Origin of the sequence: Micromonospora sp. NPDC049497 (assembly GCF_044465805.1) — a bacterium.
In the GTDB taxonomy this organism is placed as follows: Bacteria; Actinomycetota; Actinomycetes; order Mycobacteriales; family Micromonosporaceae; genus Micromonospora.
Genome location: NZ_JBITMC010000022.1, coordinates 13382 through 31264 on the forward strand (window position 1 = coordinate 13382; position 17883 = coordinate 31264).

Genomic DNA, 17883 nt, shown 5'->3' on the forward strand with positions numbered 1-17883 from the left:
ATCTCGCCTGGCCGTCGGTTCTGCGGCCGGCCGACACGGGGAGGTGTCATGCGGCGTCGTCAACTGCTGGTGTCTGGGATGACGGCGGCGATCGGGCTCAGCGCCGGCGAGCTGTTGAGGGCAGCGCCGGCCGCCGCCGCGACAGCCCCGCTGAAGAGCGTCGGCGTGCAGCTGCCGGTGGAAGACCTGCGGGCGATCGAGCTCGACGAGGCGCGCGGCCGCCTGTACATCGCCCAGGGGGTCGGTGGCGGGCTGCCGCTGGTGGTGACCGACCTCGACGGCCGGCTGTTGTCTCGCCTCACCGCCGTTGCTGACATCTCCGACCTCGTCCTCAGCGACGACGGGCGCATCCTGTACGCGGCCCAGGGCTTCAACCGGATCATCGCGTTGGACGCTGCCACGCTCGCCGTCGTCGCCAGCTACCCCGCACCCGTCGGCGCCCACGTGTACACGGTCGAACCCACCGGTGCGAAGGTCGTCGGCGGCTTCATCGACGCGGGTATCGGCTCCGGCGGTCTGCTGATCTGGTCCGCGCCCGGAATCCCGCCGGTGGTCTACACCGGGGGCCCCAACTACCACCCGATCATCGACGCCAGCCCCGGCGCGCCCGGTCTCCTCGTCGCCGGCGACACCGGGTATTCGCCCGTCACCACGTACGTCGTCGACGTCTCCGGCGATAGCCCGACGATCGTCGCGCGGCGGGACAACACCGGCAGCAACCTCATCGACTACGCCGTGAGCCCGGACGGCACCGAGGTGGTGGAGACGGTCGGCCACCCGTACGAGCACCACTCGTACCGGCTGCCGGATCTCGCCGCCGCCACCGTCTATCCGAGCGGCGTCTACCCGCAGGACGCCGCCTGGTCCGGGGACGGCTCCACCGTCGCCATCGGCCGCGCCTCGACCTCCACCGGTGACGCCGACGTCTACCTCTACGGCAAGGGCAGCACTGTCCCGACGTACGCCGTCGACTTCCGCAGCGGCGACAGCCTCTGGGAGGGCACGCTGCTCGTCAACCGGGACGGCACCCGGGCCTGGGCAGTCACCTCGACCGACCCGTACCAGGAGACTCAGCTACTGCACTCCTTCGGGCCGGCGCACCCGCCGAGGCCGCCGGTCACCGACCTGGCCGTCACCGCCCAGGTCGGGGCCGGCAAGGACAAGCAGACCGCGCAGCTCACCGTGACCTGGAGCTCGCCGATCGGCGACGACAACTACTGGTGGATCACCGCGTCGACCAACGGCGGGGCCGAGCGGGAGTTCTGGCGCGGCAAGATGGACGCCAGCGGCAGGTACACGCTCACGTACTCGCTGCCCCGCGGCACCACCACCTTCACGGTCCGGTACCGCGACTACTACGAGTTCTACCCGGACGGCTACGCGACAGCGACGCTGCAGCGATGAGCGCCTCGGTGCGGCTGTCCCCGGCGGAGGTCGCACCGGCGTAGGGTCGGTGCCATGGAAGGGGCAGGCCGTCGATACCGGTACGTCGGCCCGGCGGACGTGCGGGCGTCGGTCGCCGATGCTTCCGAGGGCTGGCCCATCCGGTCACCGGCCGATCTCGACACCTACCTGGCGGCCGCAGATCCACGCGACCGTGACGAACCGTTCACCTACGTCATCGACACCGGCGGTACGTTGCGGCTCGCGCAGAGACGCAGCGAGCACGTCGCCTGCGCCGGCGGTGGAGAGGTCCTCGGCGCCGGAGAGATCGCCTTCGCCGGCGACCGGGACGGCTGGGTCGTGACCGAGGTGACCAACCAGTCCACCGGCTACTGCCCCGATCCCAGGTCATGGGTGGCGGTGGCGGGCGCCCTCGACCGCGCAGGTATCGACCGCCCGGAAGGCTTCACCGTGCTTGTCATCTTCCGGCGCTGCCTTGACTGCGGCGAGCGTAACGTCGTCCGCGACGACGACTACATCTGCGCGCTCTGTGGCGCTGAGCTGCCGGAGGATGTGGAACCTCGGCTGACGGCCAGGCCGTCGACCAGCGACCGTCTCCGCTGACAACCGGCCGATGGATGACGTGAGCAACTTTCACCGCTAGCGTCGGTCCGACCTGGACAGTCAACCCGGGGAGGACCTGCCATGAGCCACCACCACAGAGCCGCCCGATGAAACCCCGCCCACTCGCCGCCGCAGCCACCACCGTCGCGCTCGTCGCCGCCGGCCTCACCGTCACCACCGGCACCGCCGTCGCCCACGGCCACGGCTACTCCGCCCTGATCCAGCGCGCCTCGTACGGCGTCCCGCACATCACCGCCCGCGACTTCGCGAGCCTCGGCTACGGCGTCGGCTACGCGCAGGCCGAGGACAACATCTGCCTGATCGCCGAGCAGATGGTCACCGTCAACGCCCAGCGGTCGCGCTGGTTCGGCGCGGACGCCCGCAACGTCAGCAGCGACCTCTTCCATCAGAAGGCCATCGACGACCGGTCCGCCGAGCGCTGGCTCGTCGGCCGCCGCGACGGCGTCCGCGCCCCCTCCGACGAGGTACGCGACCAGGTCCGCGGCTTCGCCGCCGGCTACAACGCGTACCTGCGCCGCGCCGGCAATGAGATCACCGACCCGGCCTGCGCCGGGAAGGAGTGGGTACGCCCGATCACCGAGCTGGACATGTGGCGGGCGAACTGGGCCCGGATGGTCCGCGCCAGCTCCGGCGCGCTCGCCGACGGCATCGTCGCCGCCGCCCCGCCCACCGCCGGTGGGACCAGCGCGCCGGCGAGCGCCCCGCAGGCCGAGGCCGTGGTCGCCGCCGCTGACGGCGCGCCGGCCGGGGTGGGCAGCAACGCGTACGGTCTGGGGCGCGACGCCACCGCCAGCGGCGCCGGCATGCTCCTCGCGAACCCGCACTTCCCGTGGGACGGCGGCGAGCGCTTCTACCGGATGCACCTCACCGTGCCCGGCCGGTACGACGTGGAGGGCGCGGCCCTGGTCGGCGACCCGATCGTCGAGATCGGCCACAACGGCCGGGTTGCCTGGTCGCACACCGTCTCGACCGCCCGCCGCTTCGTCTGGCACCGGCTGGCGCTGGTGCCCGGGGACCCGACGAGCTACCTCTACGACGGCCAGCCCCGGAAGATGACCTCCCGCACGGTCACCGTGCAGACCTCGGCCGGGCCGGTCAGCCGTACCCTCTTCGACACCCACTTCGGTCCGGTCGTCGTGGTGCCGGGCACGTTCGACTGGACGGCGCAGGCCGCGTACGCGATCACCGACGCCAACGCCGCCAACAACCGCGCGCTCGACGGCTGGCTCGCCATGGGGCGCGCCACGTCGGTGGGTGAGCTGCGGGCGGTGCTGGACCGGCGGCAGTTCCTGCCCTGGGTCAACGTCGTCGCCGCCGACCGCGACGGCAGGGCCCTCTACGCCGACCACTCGGTCGTGCCCCGGGTCACCGGCCCGCTCGCGGCCGCGTGCATCCCGGCCCCCTTCCAGCCCCTGTACGCCAGCAGCGGCCAGGCCGTCCTCGACGGCTCCCGCTCCTCGTGCGAGCTGGGTCGGGACCCGGACGCCGCCGTTCCCGGCATCCTCGGGCCGGCGAACCTGCCCGCGCTGGTCCGCACGGACTACGTGACGAACTCCAACGACAGCTACTGGCTGGCCAACCCGGCCCGTCCGCTGGAGGGCTACCCGCGCATCATCGGCGACGAGCGGACCCAACGGAGCCTGCGCACCCGGCTCGGCGTGCTGCAGGTGCAGCAACGCCTCGCCGGCACCGACGGGCTGCGCGGCACGCGGTTCACCACCGGCAAACTGTGGGACGTGACGCTCGGCAACCGGGCGTACGGCGGCGAGCTGGTCCGCGATGACCTGGTCCGCGTCTGCGAAGCCCAGCCGGCGGCCACGGCCTCCGACGGCACCACCGTGGACCTGGCCGCCGCCTGCCCCGCCCTGCGCGGGTGGGATCTGAAGGTGGACCTGGACAGCCGGGGGGCGCACCTGTTCACCGAATTCGCCCTGGCCGGCGGGCTGCGCTTCGCCGACGCGTACGACCCGGCGGCCCCGCTCACCACGCCGAGCCGGCTCGCCGTGGAGGACCCGAGGGTCCGCACCGCCCTCGCCGACGCCGTCCGCAAGCTGGCCGGGATCCCGCTCGACGCCCGCCTCGGCGACGTCCAGACGGAGCCGCGCGGCACCGCGCGCATCCCGATCCACGGCGGGCGCGCCGAGGCCGGTGTTTTCAACATGATCATCGGCGTGTTCCAACCCGGCGTCGGCTACCCGAAGATCCGGCACGGCACGTCGTTCCTGATGGCCGTCGAGCTGGGCCGCGACGGGCCGTCGGGCCGGCAGATCCTCACGTACTCGCAGTCGGCCAACCCGAACTCACCCTGGTACGCCGACCAGACCCGGCTGTACTCGGCCAAGAGCTGGGACACCGTCAAGTTCACCCAGAAGCAGCTGCGGGCCGACCCGAACCTGGTCACGTACCGGGTGGGGGAGCGCCGCTGACCGACAGGGGGCCCGGTGGTCAGCCCACCGGGCCCTCCGGCTCGTCCCGTCAGGGCGTGCCGAAGTCGGGGAGGGTGAGTGTGCCGTCGTCGGCGAGGGGGAAGCCCGGGTTCCAGGCGATCTCCCAGACGTGGCCGTCGGGGTCGGTGAAGCAGCCCGCGTAGCCGCCGTAGAAGGTCGCCCGCGCGGGCCGGGTCACCTCCGCACCGGCGTCCGCCGCGACCGCGAGCACCTCGTCGACCTCGGCCTGGGAGCGGACGTTCTGGGCCAGGGCGACGCCGCCGAAACCACCGCCGCCATCCGCCACGCCCGCGTCCTCGGCCAGCTTGTCGCGCCCCCACAGCACCAGTGCCAGACCGCCGGCCTGGAAGAAGACGGTCTCCTCGACCTCCTGGCCGCGCCAGCCGAGCCGCTCGTAGAAGGCCCGCGCCCGGGACACGTCGGCCACCCCGAGGGTGACCAGGCTGATCCGCTGCTCCATCAGGTCACTCCGGGGCGTGGCAGACGGCCTCGACGTTGTTGCCGTCCGGGTCGCGGACGAACGCGCCGAAGTAGGTCGGGTGGTACTCCGGCCAGACTTTCGGCGCGTGCAGCACCTCCGCACCGGCGGCCACGGCCGCGTCGTGGAACGCCCGCACCGCCGCCCGGTCCGGGGCGGCGAACGCGATGTGCGCCTCCTGGCCCGCGCCTTCGCCCGGGACGGCACTGATCCAGAAGTCGGGCTTCGTCGCGCCGTAGCCGATGTGCTCGCCGTAGTCGAGCATCCGCTTGGCGCCGACCGTGGCCAGCACGGTGTCGTAGAAGGCGGTGCTGGCGGCCAGGTCACGGACCTGTATGCCGAGATGGTCGATCATGTGGGCCCTCCGGGCGTCCGGCGTCGAGTCGTGGTCAACGTAACCGCACCCTCCGACAGTGACGCGCGAAAATTCCTGGGCGACCATGTCGTATCCGCGTCGGCCCGTTCGACGCGTCAGTGAGAGCCCCACCGAGCGGGCCACAGCCGAAGGGAACCACCGCGATGCGCTACATGGTCATGCACAAGCTGGACGAGAACCAGCCCGGCGCCTTCGACCCGAACCCGGAGTTCATCGAGCGGATGGGCGCCTACATCGAGGAGGCCGCCAAGGCCGGCGTCCTGCTCGTGGGTGAGGGGCTGGAGAAGAGCAGCACGGAGTCCGGGCGCATCACCGCCACCAAGGGCACCACCACCATCACCGACGGCCCGTTCGCCGAGACGAAGGAACTCATTGCCGGGTTCGCCATCCTCGACGTCCGGTCGAAGGGCGAGGCGATGGAGTGGGCGAAGCGGTTCGTGGACCTGTTCGTCCAGAGCGGGGTCGACGTGGAGGTCGACGTACGCCGGGTCTTCGAAGTGCCCGAGGGCGCCTGAGCGGAGCCCGGCACTGCGGGGCAGGCTCCCCGACGATCTGGGCGTCGTCCGTGTCCTCCGCCGGTCTGAGCGGTTGTACCCCACACGATGTCGAATCATCTTCGGGGGAGGGCTCCGGTGACGGAGCGGAGCATGGCCGGGTCACGATGGCGGGGCCGCTGGGCGAGACGCGAGAACATCCGGCGGCGGCGTGCCTACGAGGACACGCTGGCCTCCTGGTACGTGTGGGGAATCCGGCTGCTCCGCCTGCGGGCCGCGGCCGAGGACGTCCCGGTCGGGCCGGCGCGGGACCTGCCGGTGCGGCTGGCCGACGGCGAGGTCGTCGTCGCCGTACAGCCCCGAGCGGAACTCGTGCGGGTGGAGGCCCACCGGCACGCCGACCTTCCCGCAACGGAACTCGCCGTCGTCCCGGTCCGAGGACGCAAGCGGGCACGCCGGTTGCCGCACGGCCTCCGGCCGGTCGACGCCGGCGCCGCCGTGATCACCGACCGGCGGGTGGTCCTGCTCGGCCGGAAGGCCGACCACGAGTGGACGTTTCCACTGCTGGGCGGCCTGGCGCACTATCCGACGGCACCGATCACGCTGCTGCACACCGTGGACGGCCGGCGGCCGGCGGGCATCCGGGTACCCCTGGACGACGCGGCCCACTTCCGGCTCCGGCTGACCCTGGCGTACGCCGATGCCGTCGGCCAGCGCCGCCTGGTGCTCGCCCGGCTCGACGAGGCGGTGGCCGCCACCCGGCGGTCCCGGCCGCCGCTGCCGCCGGTGGCGACCGCCGACCAGGCACCGGCGATGGCCCGCCTCGCCCGCCCGGCGGCCGTCGCGGCCGCCGTCGCGGTCCTGGCCCTGCCGGCGTACGCCATGATGGCCGGCCCGTTCGCGCCGGACCGACCGCCGCGCACCGTCGGCGGCGCGCCGCCCGGCACGCCGCCCGTCCCCACCGCCCTTCCGGAGGCGCCGTCGTCGCCCGGCAGCGACCCCGGCACCGCTTCGGCGTCGCCCGCAACGACGACTCCCGGCCGCCCGGCGGGCGCGACGATCGCGCCGGCCCGGGCCGTCGGCGTGCCGAGCAGTGGTTCCGCCGGGGCGGTCGCCGCCCGACGGTCCACGCCCCGGCCGCGCCCGGTGCCCCAGGTGACGCCACCGCCGGCGGCCCGCCCGGGCCCGGTTCGTCCGTCCCCGGTCCGGCCGACCGTCTCCCCGGTCCGCCCGACCGTGTCGCCGAGCCGGCCGCCGGTGCTGCCGCAGGACCAGTGCGGGGCACCGGTGAACCCGTTCGGCTACACCTACTGCGGTGGGGCCCTCATCCACGCCCCGGATGTCGGCGTGTGCCGCTGGTTCGTCTGCGTCGACGACTTCTGGATGGGTGCCGGGTACCTCGCCAAGTGCGAGGACGGCTCGATCGGCATGGTGGGCGGCCCGGCCGGCCGGTGCCCGGAGCGGGCGGGCCGGAAGGAGCCGGTGTACGTGTACCGGCCCGCCAGCAAATGACCGCCCACTGCGGGGTTCCTCTCACCTGCCCGGCGGCTCGTACGCGACGTTGATCTGCGTGGTGTCGTCCACCTCGGCCGGAGTCAGCACCGGAACGACCCGCGTGTCCAGTCCACCGGCCGCCCGGATGGCGATCGCCAGGGCGGCGGCGGTCTTGTGGTCCGGCAGCTCGCACAGCACGTACGTGTCGTCCTCGCCGAACCCGAAGTGCAGCGACTCCATCCGCCCGCCGGCATTCTCGACCAACGCCCGAACGACGTCGGCGCGCTTGGTCCCGCCGTCCGCGCTCAGCCCTTTGAGCCCTTCGACGGTGTAGGTCGACATGAGCAGGAACTTCGCCACGCCCGGATCACCTCCGCATGGTTGCTGGATGGGCGGTGTCGCCCGGCCGGTCAGCGGCCCGGCGGCTGGTACGCCACCTGGACTCCGGCCGCCGCGTCGATCTCCGCCGGTGTCAGCAGCGAAACCACGCTCGCCTCCACCCCGCCCGCCGCCCGGACCTGGAGGCCGAGGGCGGCGGCGGACACCGGATCGGGAAGCTCGCAGACGATGTACAGGTCGTGTTCGCCGAACGCGAAGTACAGCGCCTCCACACGTCCGCCGGCGTTCTCGATCAACGCCTGGACGACCTCGGCGCGCGTCGTCCCGCCGTCCTTGCCCAGCCCTTTGATCCCCTCGGCGGTGTAGGTCGCTGTGAACAGGTACCTGGCCATCCGACATCGCCTCCCCGTTGGTCCCGCCGCGGGTACCCACTGCCGGCCCGGCTACTCGTCCGCCCGGTAGGGTCCGGAAGCGCCGGGAAGGGAAGGTGACACGGATGATGCTCGCGGGGCTGACGCTGCCGCCCTCCGTCGAGGCGGAGCGGGTCATCACGGCCGTGCTCGCCGATTTGCGCTCCGGCGACCACCGCGGCGTCGTCGTCGACTCGCCGCCCGGTGCCGGCAAGTCGACCCTCGTCGTACGCGCCGCCGTCGAACTGGCCGCCGCCGGCGAGCCGTTGATCATCATCGCGCAGACCAACGAGCAGGTCGACGACCTCGTCGACCGCCTCGCCCGCAAGGCGCCCGACCTGCGGATCGGTCGGCTGTCCGCCGCCGACTACCGGCCGTCCGAGCGGGTGAAGGGCCACGAGCAGGTCCGGGTCGCCGCGAAGGTCGCCGACCTCGGTGGTCCGGCCGTCATCATCGGTACGGCAGCCAAGTGGGCCACGGTCACCGAGGGCTCCTGGCCGTGGGCGATCGTCGACGAGGCGTACCAGATGCGCTCGGACGCCCTGTTGCGCGTGGCCGGCAGGTTCGAACGGGCGCTGTTCGTCGGTGATCCGGGGCAGCTGGACCCGTTCTCCACGGTCGAGACCGTGCGCTGGACGGGCCTGAGCTGGGATCCGATGCAGTCCGCCGTCGCAGTGCTGCTGCGGCACAACCCGGACCTGCCGGTGCACCGGCTGCCGGTGTCGTGGCGGCTGCCCGCGTCCGCCGCGCCGGTGGTGGCGGAGGCGTTCTACCCGTTCACCGGGTTCCGCGCGGGCACCGGCGTTCTCGACCGGACGTTGTCGTTCACCGAGGCCGGGCCGGGGGACGCGTTGGACGCGGCGGTGGACCTGGCGGCCTCCTCTGGCTGGGCGCTGTACCAGCTGCCGGAGCGGTACACCCCGCGTACCGACACCGAGGCCACCGCCGCCTGCGCGGCCCTGGCGCTGCGCGTGCTGGCGCGCGGCGCGGTCGCGGTCTCCGAGAACGCGCCGGCCGGCGCGCCCGTCACCGCGGACCGGATCGCCGTCGGGGCCGCGCACCGCGACCAGGTCGCGGCCATCCGCGCGCGGCTCGGCGAGGCCGGAGCGGGCATCACCGTCGACACCGCCAACCGGCTCCAGGGCCGCGAGTACGACGTGACGATCGTGCTGCACCCGCTGTCGGGACGGCGGGACGCTACCGCGTTCCACCTGGAGTCGGGGCGGCTGTGCGTGCTGACGTCGCGGCACCGGCACGCTTGTGTGGTGGTGGCGCGGGCGGGGATCGCGGAGCTGCTGGATGCGCACCCGTCTACGGAGGTGGTGCACCTTGATGTGCCGGTGAAGTTTCCGGACGGGTGGCAGGCCAACCAGGCGATGCTCGCGCGCCTGACCAGCTCGGGTCCCGCCACATGAGCTGACGGCGTGGCATATCTGCTGGTTGTCCGAGCCGCGACCCTGCTGCTGGATCTGGTGACCGTCGTCGTCGGCGTGTGGGCAGCCGTCTCAGTTCGGTGCTGCTGCCGCCGGGCGCTGCGGCAGGTACACCTCATAGCCGGAGGTGGTGAGGTCCGGCACCGGGAGCCGGTGCCAGTCCTTGGCCCACTCAGGCCGGGCGGAGTTCTTGACCAGCAGGGCGAAGCGTCCGGTCGCCGCTGCCTGCCGCAGCTGCGCAGTGCTCGCGTTGCGGTTGTATCCCCGGTCCTCCAGCGCCCGGCACCCCGCGTAGTAGGCGATCGGGATGGCCTCGTGGCCGGAGATCACGCACGGCGGTCGCACCCCGTGCGATCGCAGGGTCTGGACGAGGCGGGTCCAGTCGCCGCGGCTGCGGACCTGCTCCGCCACGACGTGGTGCAGGATCCCGGCCTGGATGGCGAGGTGGCCGGCGAAGCCCACCGCAACCACGGCGGCGACGACCCGCCGCCGCTGACCGACGGCCGTGGAAAACAACGCGGCGAGCCCCGGGATGGCGCAGGCCAGAGCAACGGCGTAGGTCGGCAGCAGGAACCGCGGTGCGGAGTATCCGATCAGGAACAGGTAGGGGAACGCCATGGCGGCGGCGATCACCAATGGCAGCCAGGCCGCCCGTGCCATGCCCGCCCGGTGGGCCGCCCGGACAGCCAGTGGCACCAGCACCGCCAGCGCCAGCCACCACAGCACCGCCGGCCACCGCACGGGGCTGGCGCACGGGCGGCACAGGATCGGCCCGTCCAGGGTGCTGATCACGTGCCCGAGGGAGAACTGCAGCTTCGTGCCGCCCTGCACGTGACCGGCCTGACGGATGCGCTCCAGGAGCCCGCCGTAGCGCAGCTCGGCCTCGACCACCCACGGCGCGCCGCCGAGCACGAGGCCTGCGACCACCGCCGCGGTCAGCCGCCACCGCCGGAACGCGGGCACAACGACGGTGGCGGCGAGCAGCGGGAGCCCGAGCCAGAAGGCGTCGGCCGGACGCATCAGGGCGGCCACGGCGAGGGCGGCGACGAGCCCGAGGTACGCCCCGGGCCGGGCTGGCTCGGCCACAGCCAGCAGGAAACACCCGACCGCCGCCACCGCCGCCATCGCCGTGTAGTGGTTGGGCATGGCGGCATTCGCGTAGAACAGGGCGGTCCAGAGGCTCGCGTACAGCCCGGCGGCGATAGCGGCGGTGCCGGGCCGCCGGGACACCCGCGACCACACCCAGAACGCCAGCCCGAGCGACGCCGCCGCGGTGGCGGTGAGGAACAGCCGGAGGGCGACGGTGGAATCGAGCCAGGACGCTACGGGCCACACCAACAGGGTCACGCCCCGGGCACGGGGTGCGCTCATGAACGCCGGCGGCGCATGGCTGCCGTGCTGGCTCACATAGACGACCTCGTCCCAGCCGAGGTCGAGACTGGCCGGCACCGCGACCAGCGAGGCGGCGGCGAAGATCACGCACACCGCGACCAGGGGTCGCGCGCCGGACCGGGATGTCACGGATGTGCACCTCGCTCGATGAGTCATGCCAGGCCGCGCCCAGCGAGGAGGGGTGGGGATTGTGTGAGCAGTCCTCACTTTAGTGGGAAATGGAACCTACTGGGTCTTATCCACGAATCTTGGGTCTTCCTCGCGGACCGACCATCGGTCAGCCGCCGCGGACTCGGATGTGGCCGCGGTCGACGAGCAGTGGTAGGCGCAGCGCACCGGCGGCACGTTCGGTGATCTGGTGACGGCCGTGCGTCCGTACGGCACGCGGGTCTTCCTCGGCAACCGTCAGGCGGTCGAGTGTCATGGATATCGCCGGCAAGGGTGAGGGCGGGCAGCACGGACCGCTCTGGCCCCGCTACCCAGCGCCAACACTTGCTCTGCTGGCAAGTAGTTGCCCCGAGCAATATCAGCTTTGAAGGTTATTGACAGCGCAGCTAAGCCAGGCCACACCGGCTGAACGGGTGAATACTCGGGGGTCCCGCTGGTAGGACTGCTGGCTGTAGTGTCCGGGGACGCCTTGTGGGGAGGTGGGGTCGATGCTTGCTGGGCTGGAAGTACCGCCCGCGGTCGAAGCGGAGCGAGTGATCCATCCGTTGTCCACGGTCGACACCGCGTGCTGGAGCCTGGCCTGGAATCCGATGCAGTCCGAGGTGGCGGTCCTGCTGCGGCACAACCCCGAGTTGCCGGTACACCGGCTGCCGATCTCGTGGCGGCTGCCCGCGTCCGCGGCGCCGATGGTGGCAGCGGCTGTCTACCCCCTTCACCGGCTTCCGCGCCGGCACTCGCCCCGAGAACTGGGCGCTTTCGTTCGCCGAGGCTCGACCGAGCCAGACCTCAACCTCCCGGTCAAGTTCCCCCAAGGCTGGGAAGCAAGTCAGACGGTTATGGGCTGTCTAGTACGCCGCGCTGATCTGAAGTTGACCGCTCAGCACTCCGGCTGTGGCGCCGACCAGAGGAGTGACAACCATTTTTGAGCCGCGAACCGGGCGGGCCGAGGAACGACAGCCCGTCAAGCAACGTCGGCCGCCCGCTGCCGCCGCTTCGATCATGCTGCCTACCGGCCAATTCGTCGAGCACCCACGCATCCCCGGAGTTGGACGCGTCGCCGAACATCGCAATAACGAGGTACGGGTCGATGCTTTCGAATCCGTAGCGACACCGACCGTGATGTCCACTTGGGTGGCCGCTCCTGAGTGTCGGGCAGTGAAGTTGCTGCCGCAGACCAGGGTGTACTGGCAGAATCCCGACACAGGACGGTGGCGGGCGGGACGGATAGTTGGCGGTGGGCCAGACATCTACTTCGTGCGCTTTCCTAACGACGAAGTCGACCGCCAAATTGGTCAGGAGCACCTCCGGGTGCGTTGGGACAGGCCGATCATGTCTCCGGTCGAGGTACTCGCGGCCGGCGCCAACGAGTCGCCGTACTTTCGTGATGCTCGCCTGCCCATGCTGCGAAGCCTGGTGGCGCAGCGGGCTGCGTGTGCCAATTTTCCCGCATTGCTATCGGCTGCAATCGAGATCTATCCGCATCAAGTGCAAGCAGCACTGACCGTGCTCAGTGACCCCGTTCAACGTTACCTACTGGCTGACGAGGTTGGCCTTGGGAAGACCATCGAGGCGGGCCTTATCATCCGGCAACGTCTCCTCGATCAGCCCGCCAGTCGCATCGTCGTTCTCGCTCCCGACATGTTGCGGGAGCAGTGGAATCGGGAATTGCGTGACAAGTTCTTCACCGACGACTTCTCAGCTGCAACGCTGCGAATCACTCGCCACGAGACACCTGACCGGTGGAAGGAATACGAAGGCTTCGACCTGGTCGTAGTCGACGAGGCGCATCGCCTGACGGATGCAGCGGAGCCGTTCCAGACGCCTTATCGCGAATTGGCCGAGTTGGCGCACTCGACGGAGCGACTAGTGCTCCTATCGGCCACGCCAACAATATCTCGCCCGCGGGCGCACCTGGGTACGTTGCACCTGCTCGACCCGGTTCTCTACCGCTGGGAAGATCTGCCTGATTTTACGCAGCGATTTGAAGCGCGTCGCGTGTTAGCCAATGCCGTCTTCGCACTGGACGCGGACTTCGAGCCCCTGCTTCCCAGTGCTATCGCCGAGATTTCGGGTCTCGTGCCCGAAGATGCCGCATTTCGTGACCTTGCCGCGAACGTCTTGTGTCTTCTCGCCTCTGACGGGGACCTGATCGACGAGGCTCAGCGCCCGATGCTACGGTCACGCGTGGATGGACTGCGCGCCCACATTAGCGAAACATATCGTCTGCACCGGCGTATCATCCGGCACCGTAGGCACAACGTTCTCGCCGCAGTGGGCGGCGACGACACCGATGCTTTGCCCTTTGAGGTTACCGGCCGGCAGCGACCGATCGTGCTGAACGTCGGGGGGAACAGTGCCGAGCGGGTGAGCGACATACTCCTGACCTGGCAGCAGCAAGTCGCCTATTGGCTTGTCGACCATGACACGGAGGAGCAAGCCAGCGCCTATGGACGGGTCCTCGCCGTTTTGTCCTCCAGAAGCGACGGCCTGTCTGATGACTTTTACGACGCTGTTCGATGGCGGGTGCACCGTGACGCCGCAGCCGCCCAGCGCGCGGGATTGAGCGAGCAGGAACGCGACATGCTCGCCCGGCCCGCTGTTCTGTCTGCAGACGAGGCAATCTTGAGCAATATTGGCGATACGGATGGCCAAGACGTCGAGGTCCGGCCTCTGGCTAGGGCGCTAACGAGGCATAAGCGAGCGGTCGTCTTCTGCGGGGCAGGAAGCCTGGCTGGCCAGCTTTTCGATGCCCTTTCACTGCTTGGGCGAGGACACGTGGTGGAGCACACCCATCGTCGCGGGGCAGAGGCGAGTGCTGCGGCCGTCGAACGCTGGCGAACGCAAGGCGGCACCTTGATCGCAGACGATAGTGCCGAGGATGGCGTCAACCTGCAGGAGGCCGATGCTGTCATACACGTGCGGCTACCGTGGTCACCCAATCGGTGTGAGCAGCGGCTGGGCCGAGTCGACCGGTTCGCTGGGGCGTTCGGCGCCAGGGGACGAGCCGCAGCGCAGTACGTCACCGACACCGGCCATGCCGATCAGTCCTTCGCGACGGCCTGGGCATGCCTCCTCACGGATGCAGTCAAGATGTTCGACGACTCAGTGTCGGCTCTGCAGGATGCTCTTGATCAGCTGACAACAAGGGTTTGGGAGGTCGCCCTACGAGACGGGCCGGCGGCGATGCTGGCGACGGCTGACACCGTGGCAGACGCGCTACGGCAGGAGCGTCGCGAGATCGACGGGATGGACACGCTGGAGGCAGTCCACGAAGGATCTCTTGGCCGAACGGTGGCCGAGGCGATGGCCGCGACGGAGACCCGCTGGGCTGCGCACGAGAAGGCGATGCGGCTCTACGCCAGCGCCGAGGCAGGTGGGCTGCGGTTCGCGGTGACCACCGGAGGTAGCCGACACATCATGCGCTTCGAACGTGGCCGAGCCGATCCTCTTGTGTCACCGCGGCTTCTCGCCCTGTCGGGACGCGCCATCCCGCCTGCCGCCATGCAGGGCACGTTTAACCGGAACACGGCACTTCGCACGCCCGGCACCCGGCTCTTTCGAGCAGGCAATCCTTTCGTCGACATGCTCGCAAATGTAGTCGCGATCGACGACCGGGGGCAGGCCGCCGTGCTCTGGCGCCCGGGCGTCCGCAGCCGAGACCTGGTCGCCTACTTCGGCTTCGATTTCCTCGTCGAGGCAGACATCGAATCTGCGCTGCAACTCGTCGAAGCGGCGCCGGACGCCCGACGCGCACTTCGACGTCAGGCCGACATCATTCTTCCGCCGCTCATGCAGCGGATCTGGCTGCCATCAGAAGACGAGCGGGCCGTCAAGGACGACGCTATTTTGCGGTGGCTCGAAGCCCCGTATTCGCCGGATCGCGGGGACATCAATTTGAACGATAAACGCATTGCCGGCCTCTGGAACTACTTCGGGGATATCGAGGGGTTGGCCGGAGCCGCCCGTCGCACCGAGTCCAACGCGCGCGATGAATTGACTCGCTCGGCGCACCTGGTGCAGCGGGCGGAACAGGCGCAGCAGGAGGCCAGCCGCGCGTTGGCCGTCCGCCGCGCCCAAGCAGAGGCACGGCGGAACGCCGGGCGGCTGCTGTCCGACACCGACAGCTACCTCACCGACGTGCGTGTCGCAGCTGCCCTGATCGACGCCCTCGGACAACCAAATGTGCGGCTCATGGCAGTGACTTGTCTTACGGGCGGCGAACTGGGGGAGTCGCCGCGTGGCAACTGACGGTTGGGCGTGCGCCCAAGAACTCTGGAGGACCTGGCCTCAGGTTCCGGCAGACTTTCCCGCCTCGGGCACCTGTGCCCGGTTGCGTGATGCGCTCGCGGGCCTAAACGCGGGGATCGCCGGCTGGCGGGATGTGGCCGCCTTGACCCGGCAGGTTCTCCTCGAGAACGAAGCGCGCCACGGCGGCAACTGGCCGCTCACGATCCCCAGCGGGCCGGCCCTTCCCGACCGCCAGCAGTGGGAACAGGTCGGCTGTGAAGCGTTGTCCACGGCCGACGGCTTTTCGGTCACGGCACAGATCTGGCACCCCGCCACTGGACTCGACGCATCGGACGATGCCGCCTCCGCCGAGGTGCGCGAGGTGTACGGCGGCCGCCCGGGCCGCACGACGACCCACCCTGCGGATCCCTTTTGGAGCCAAGCACTCGGCCGCGGCTTTCAGCAGTACACGTCGCTGGGGCAGCGGCAGGCCGCTCGTACTGTCATCACCGCTCCACCTGGTAGTACCGCCATCGTGTGCCTGCCCACCGGCCAGGGCAAGACGGAGGTGGCTTGGGCTGCCGCGCTGCCCGCCACCCGGCAACGCGGTGTCGCTGTCGTTGTGGTGCCTACGGTCGTGCTGGCCATGGACATGGAGCGCAGGCTGCGTGGCTTGCTGACAGCGCTCGGCGAGGAGCCCAGTCCCAGCGGACACTACGCCTACACGGGTGGAACGCCGGACGAGATCAAGCAGGCCATTCGACGAGACATTCGGGATGGCGTACAACGTGTAGTCATCGCCGCTCCGGAAGCCGTCCTCACGGGGCTCAGCCAGGCGCTGGATGACGCCGCCCGCCAGGGTCACCTCACCCACCTCATCCTCGACGAGGCGCACTTGGTCGAGCAGTGGGGCAACGAGTTCCGGCCCGAGTTCCAGGCGATGAGCGGGCAGCGCCAATCATGGCTTGCCATCGCACCGCCCGGCCGGCAAGTCATCACGTTGGCGATGAGTGCGACCCTCACCGAACAGCAGATCCAGACACTGGACGAACTGTTCGGTGCGCCCGGCCGGGTCGAACTGGTCTGGGCGTCCCACACCCGTCGCGAACCGTCGTACTTTGTCGACCGCTTCGGGACCGAGCAGGACCGGAGCGCCGCCGTGCTTCAGGCGGTCAGCAACCTCCCTCGGCCGCTGATCCTCTACACCTCGTTGAAGAAGGACGCTAGGCGGTGGGCTCGGCAGTTGAGGCAAGCTGGCTTCCTTCGCGTTGTGGAGGTCACCGGCGACCTGGACGATACCCAGCGTCGCGCGGCCGTGATGGGGTGGCGCGGTGAAGACGCCGACGGTAGGGCGGCTCCGACGAAATACGATGTCGTCATCGGCACCTCGGCCTTCGGTTTGGGTCTGGACATGGCAAACGTTCGTAGCGTCGTTCACGCCTGCCTGCCGGAGACGCTCGACCGCTACTACCAGGAAGTAGGACGCAGCGGGCGGGACCGCCGCCCCTCGGTGGTCTACCTGACCGTCGCAACGGGCGACGATGACACCGCAAGGAGACTCAACCGCGACATCGTCATCAGCGCCGACAAAGGGTGGGATCGGTGGCGAACCATGTATCGGGCCGCCACCGATCTCGGCGACGGACGTCACGAGACAAACCTTGACACCTTCCCGCCACACCTGCTCGACGAGTCGCGACAGAACCGCCAGTGGAACGTGCGCACCCTCAATCTCATGTCGCGCGCAGGGCTCATCAACCGCGAGGAACCCCAGCCGCCGAACCGGCTGTCGGACGAGCCCGATGACGAGTGGCAAGTACGCCTCGACCAGTACTTCACCGGACTGGATGCCCGCATCGTCTTTCAACTGCGCGATGGCCGGGCCAATGACCGATCGTATTGGAGCCGAGCCTTCGAGGTACAACGGACACTGGTGGCAAAGCAGCAGATCGGCGCGCTGGACCGACTGTATGCATTGATCCGCGGCGACCGCTGCATCGGTGAAGTCCTCAGCGGCTACTACCGCGTACCCTGGCGTGGTGGCCTGCTGGGCACGGCCCTGAACTGCCGCGCCTGCCCGCATTGCCGCCGACTACCAGAGGACCGCGGCGATGGCGGTTTCTACCGTGACGGCGGTGAACCCCATCCCGCGGTAGCTCATTGGCAGGAGGCCAGCGACCCGCTTATGGGCGTGCGCGGTGACTGCCCCTGGCTGAGCATCTGGTGGCGTACCCCTGCCGTTCGCAACGATCTCCTGCCCGAGTTGCTCGCCCAGTTGGCCCGGCGCGGTCTCAGTGTATTCGCCGGACCCGGAGTAACCGTTGCGGTCGCCCGCCGAGTTCAGCGTGAGGCGTGGCCCAAGCCGGTAATCGTGGACCACGACAACACCCTCATTGAATCCTTCTCCGGACCCCTCGTCTGGGTCGCGGACGACCAATCCGATTTACCGGTTGCGGTGCGTTCAAGACTGCAGGACCACGTTCCGACGTATTTGATCCATTCGCGCAACTTGCCCGACCCGGAGCGACCACACGTCGAACTGCGACAGGTATGCGACGTTTCGCTGTCGCTCGAAACCGCCCTTGGAGCCCTGTGAC

Annotated in this window: 13 protein-coding genes and 1 pseudogene; 9 read left to right on the plus strand and 5 right to left on the minus strand. The window is 70.0% G+C overall.

Translation table 11 applies throughout. From position 1 onward, the window contains the following. The first annotated feature begins 48 nt into the window (after nucleotides 1-48). The 3 genes from ACIBR0_RS24575 to ACIBR0_RS24585 all read left to right on the plus strand — a co-directional run bounded on the left by ACIBR0_RS24575 (nucleotide 49) and on the right by ACIBR0_RS24585 (nucleotide 4454). A complete protein-coding gene (locus tag ACIBR0_RS24575) occupies nucleotides 49-1404 on the plus strand; it encodes a hypothetical protein (RefSeq protein ID WP_396719422.1) in 1356 nt (451 codons plus the stop codon). 99 nt (nucleotides 1405-1503) lie between these two features. Beyond that, nucleotides 1504-2007 (plus strand): hypothetical protein, encoded by a 504-nt coding sequence (locus tag ACIBR0_RS24580; protein ID WP_396719424.1) that lies wholly within the window; start codon nucleotides 1504-1506, stop codon nucleotides 2005-2007. A 107-nt stretch (nucleotides 2008-2114) separates the two neighbouring features. Next, the gene (locus ACIBR0_RS24585) at nucleotides 2115-4454 is read left to right on the plus strand and encodes an acylase (protein WP_396719426.1); all 2340 of its coding nucleotides are present in this window, start codon (nucleotides 2115-2117) and stop codon (nucleotides 4452-4454) included. A 49-nt stretch (nucleotides 4455-4503) separates the two neighbouring features. Here ACIBR0_RS24585 and ACIBR0_RS24590 read toward each other — a convergent pair whose 3' ends face one another. Both ACIBR0_RS24590 and ACIBR0_RS24595 read right to left on the minus strand, forming a co-directional pair. After that, nucleotides 4504-4935 (minus strand): VOC family protein, encoded by a 432-nt coding sequence (locus ACIBR0_RS24590; protein ID WP_396719428.1) that lies wholly within the window; start codon nucleotides 4933-4935, stop codon nucleotides 4504-4506. 4 nt (nucleotides 4936-4939) lie between these two features. Next, nucleotides 4940-5308 carry a VOC family protein gene (locus ACIBR0_RS24595; RefSeq protein ID WP_396719430.1) on the minus strand — a complete coding sequence of 123 codons (369 nt, stop codon included), beginning with the start codon at nucleotides 5306-5308 and terminating at the stop codon, nucleotides 4940-4942. 164 nt (nucleotides 5309-5472) lie between these two features. On the opposite strand from ACIBR0_RS24595, the gene ACIBR0_RS24600 reads away from it, so the two are divergent. Beyond that, the gene (locus ACIBR0_RS24600; RefSeq protein WP_396719432.1) at nucleotides 5473-5844 is read left to right on the plus strand and encodes a YciI family protein; all 372 of its coding nucleotides are present in this window, start codon (nucleotides 5473-5475) and stop codon (nucleotides 5842-5844) included. Nucleotides 5845-5976: 132 nt separating this feature from the next. Then, the gene (locus ACIBR0_RS24605; protein WP_396719434.1) at nucleotides 5977-7335 is read left to right on the plus strand and encodes a hypothetical protein; all 1359 of its coding nucleotides are present in this window, start codon (nucleotides 5977-5979) and stop codon (nucleotides 7333-7335) included. 21 nt (nucleotides 7336-7356) lie between these two features. On the opposite strand, the gene ACIBR0_RS24610 is transcribed toward ACIBR0_RS24605, so the two are convergent. Both ACIBR0_RS24610 and ACIBR0_RS24615 read right to left on the minus strand, forming a co-directional pair. Beyond that, a complete protein-coding gene (locus ACIBR0_RS24610; protein ID WP_357041800.1) occupies nucleotides 7357-7659 on the minus strand; it encodes a GYD domain-containing protein in 303 nt (100 codons plus the stop codon). Nucleotides 7660-7727: 68 nt separating this feature from the next. Continuing rightward, nucleotides 7728-8048: a GYD domain-containing protein gene (locus ACIBR0_RS24615; RefSeq protein ID WP_396719435.1), complete on the minus strand. Its 321-nt coding sequence runs from the start codon at nucleotides 8046-8048 to the stop codon at nucleotides 7728-7730. A 107-nt stretch (nucleotides 8049-8155) separates the two neighbouring features. Between ACIBR0_RS24615 and ACIBR0_RS24620 the strand changes: the two genes are divergently transcribed. Continuing rightward, on the plus strand, nucleotides 8156-9481 hold the full coding sequence (locus tag ACIBR0_RS24620) for an AAA domain-containing protein (protein WP_396719546.1): 1326 nt from the start codon (nucleotides 8156-8158) through the stop codon (nucleotides 9479-9481). A 90-nt stretch (nucleotides 9482-9571) separates the two neighbouring features. On the opposite strand, the gene ACIBR0_RS24625 is transcribed toward ACIBR0_RS24620, so the two are convergent. After that, nucleotides 9572-11020, minus strand: coding sequence for a hypothetical protein (locus ACIBR0_RS24625; RefSeq protein WP_396719437.1), 1449 nt, complete (start codon nucleotides 11018-11020; stop codon nucleotides 9572-9574). 575 nt (nucleotides 11021-11595) lie between these two features. Here ACIBR0_RS24625 and ACIBR0_RS24630 point away from each other — a divergent pair. The 3 genes and pseudogenes from ACIBR0_RS24630 to dpdF all read left to right on the plus strand — a co-directional run. Continuing rightward, a pseudogene (locus tag ACIBR0_RS24630) lies at nucleotides 11596-11827 on the plus strand (helicase); the annotation flags it as partial. A 231-nt stretch (nucleotides 11828-12058) separates the two neighbouring features. Further along, entirely contained in the window at nucleotides 12059-15307 is a 3249-nt protein-coding gene (gene dpdE / locus ACIBR0_RS24635) for a protein DpdE (RefSeq protein ID WP_396719548.1), read from the plus strand. After that, on the plus strand, nucleotides 15297-17882 hold the full coding sequence (gene dpdF / locus ACIBR0_RS24640; RefSeq protein ID WP_396719439.1) for a protein DpdF: 2586 nt from the start codon (nucleotides 15297-15299) through the stop codon (nucleotides 17880-17882). The genes dpdE and dpdF overlap by 11 nt, the downstream gene beginning before the upstream one ends. The last annotated feature ends 1 nt before the right edge of the window (nucleotide 17883 follow it).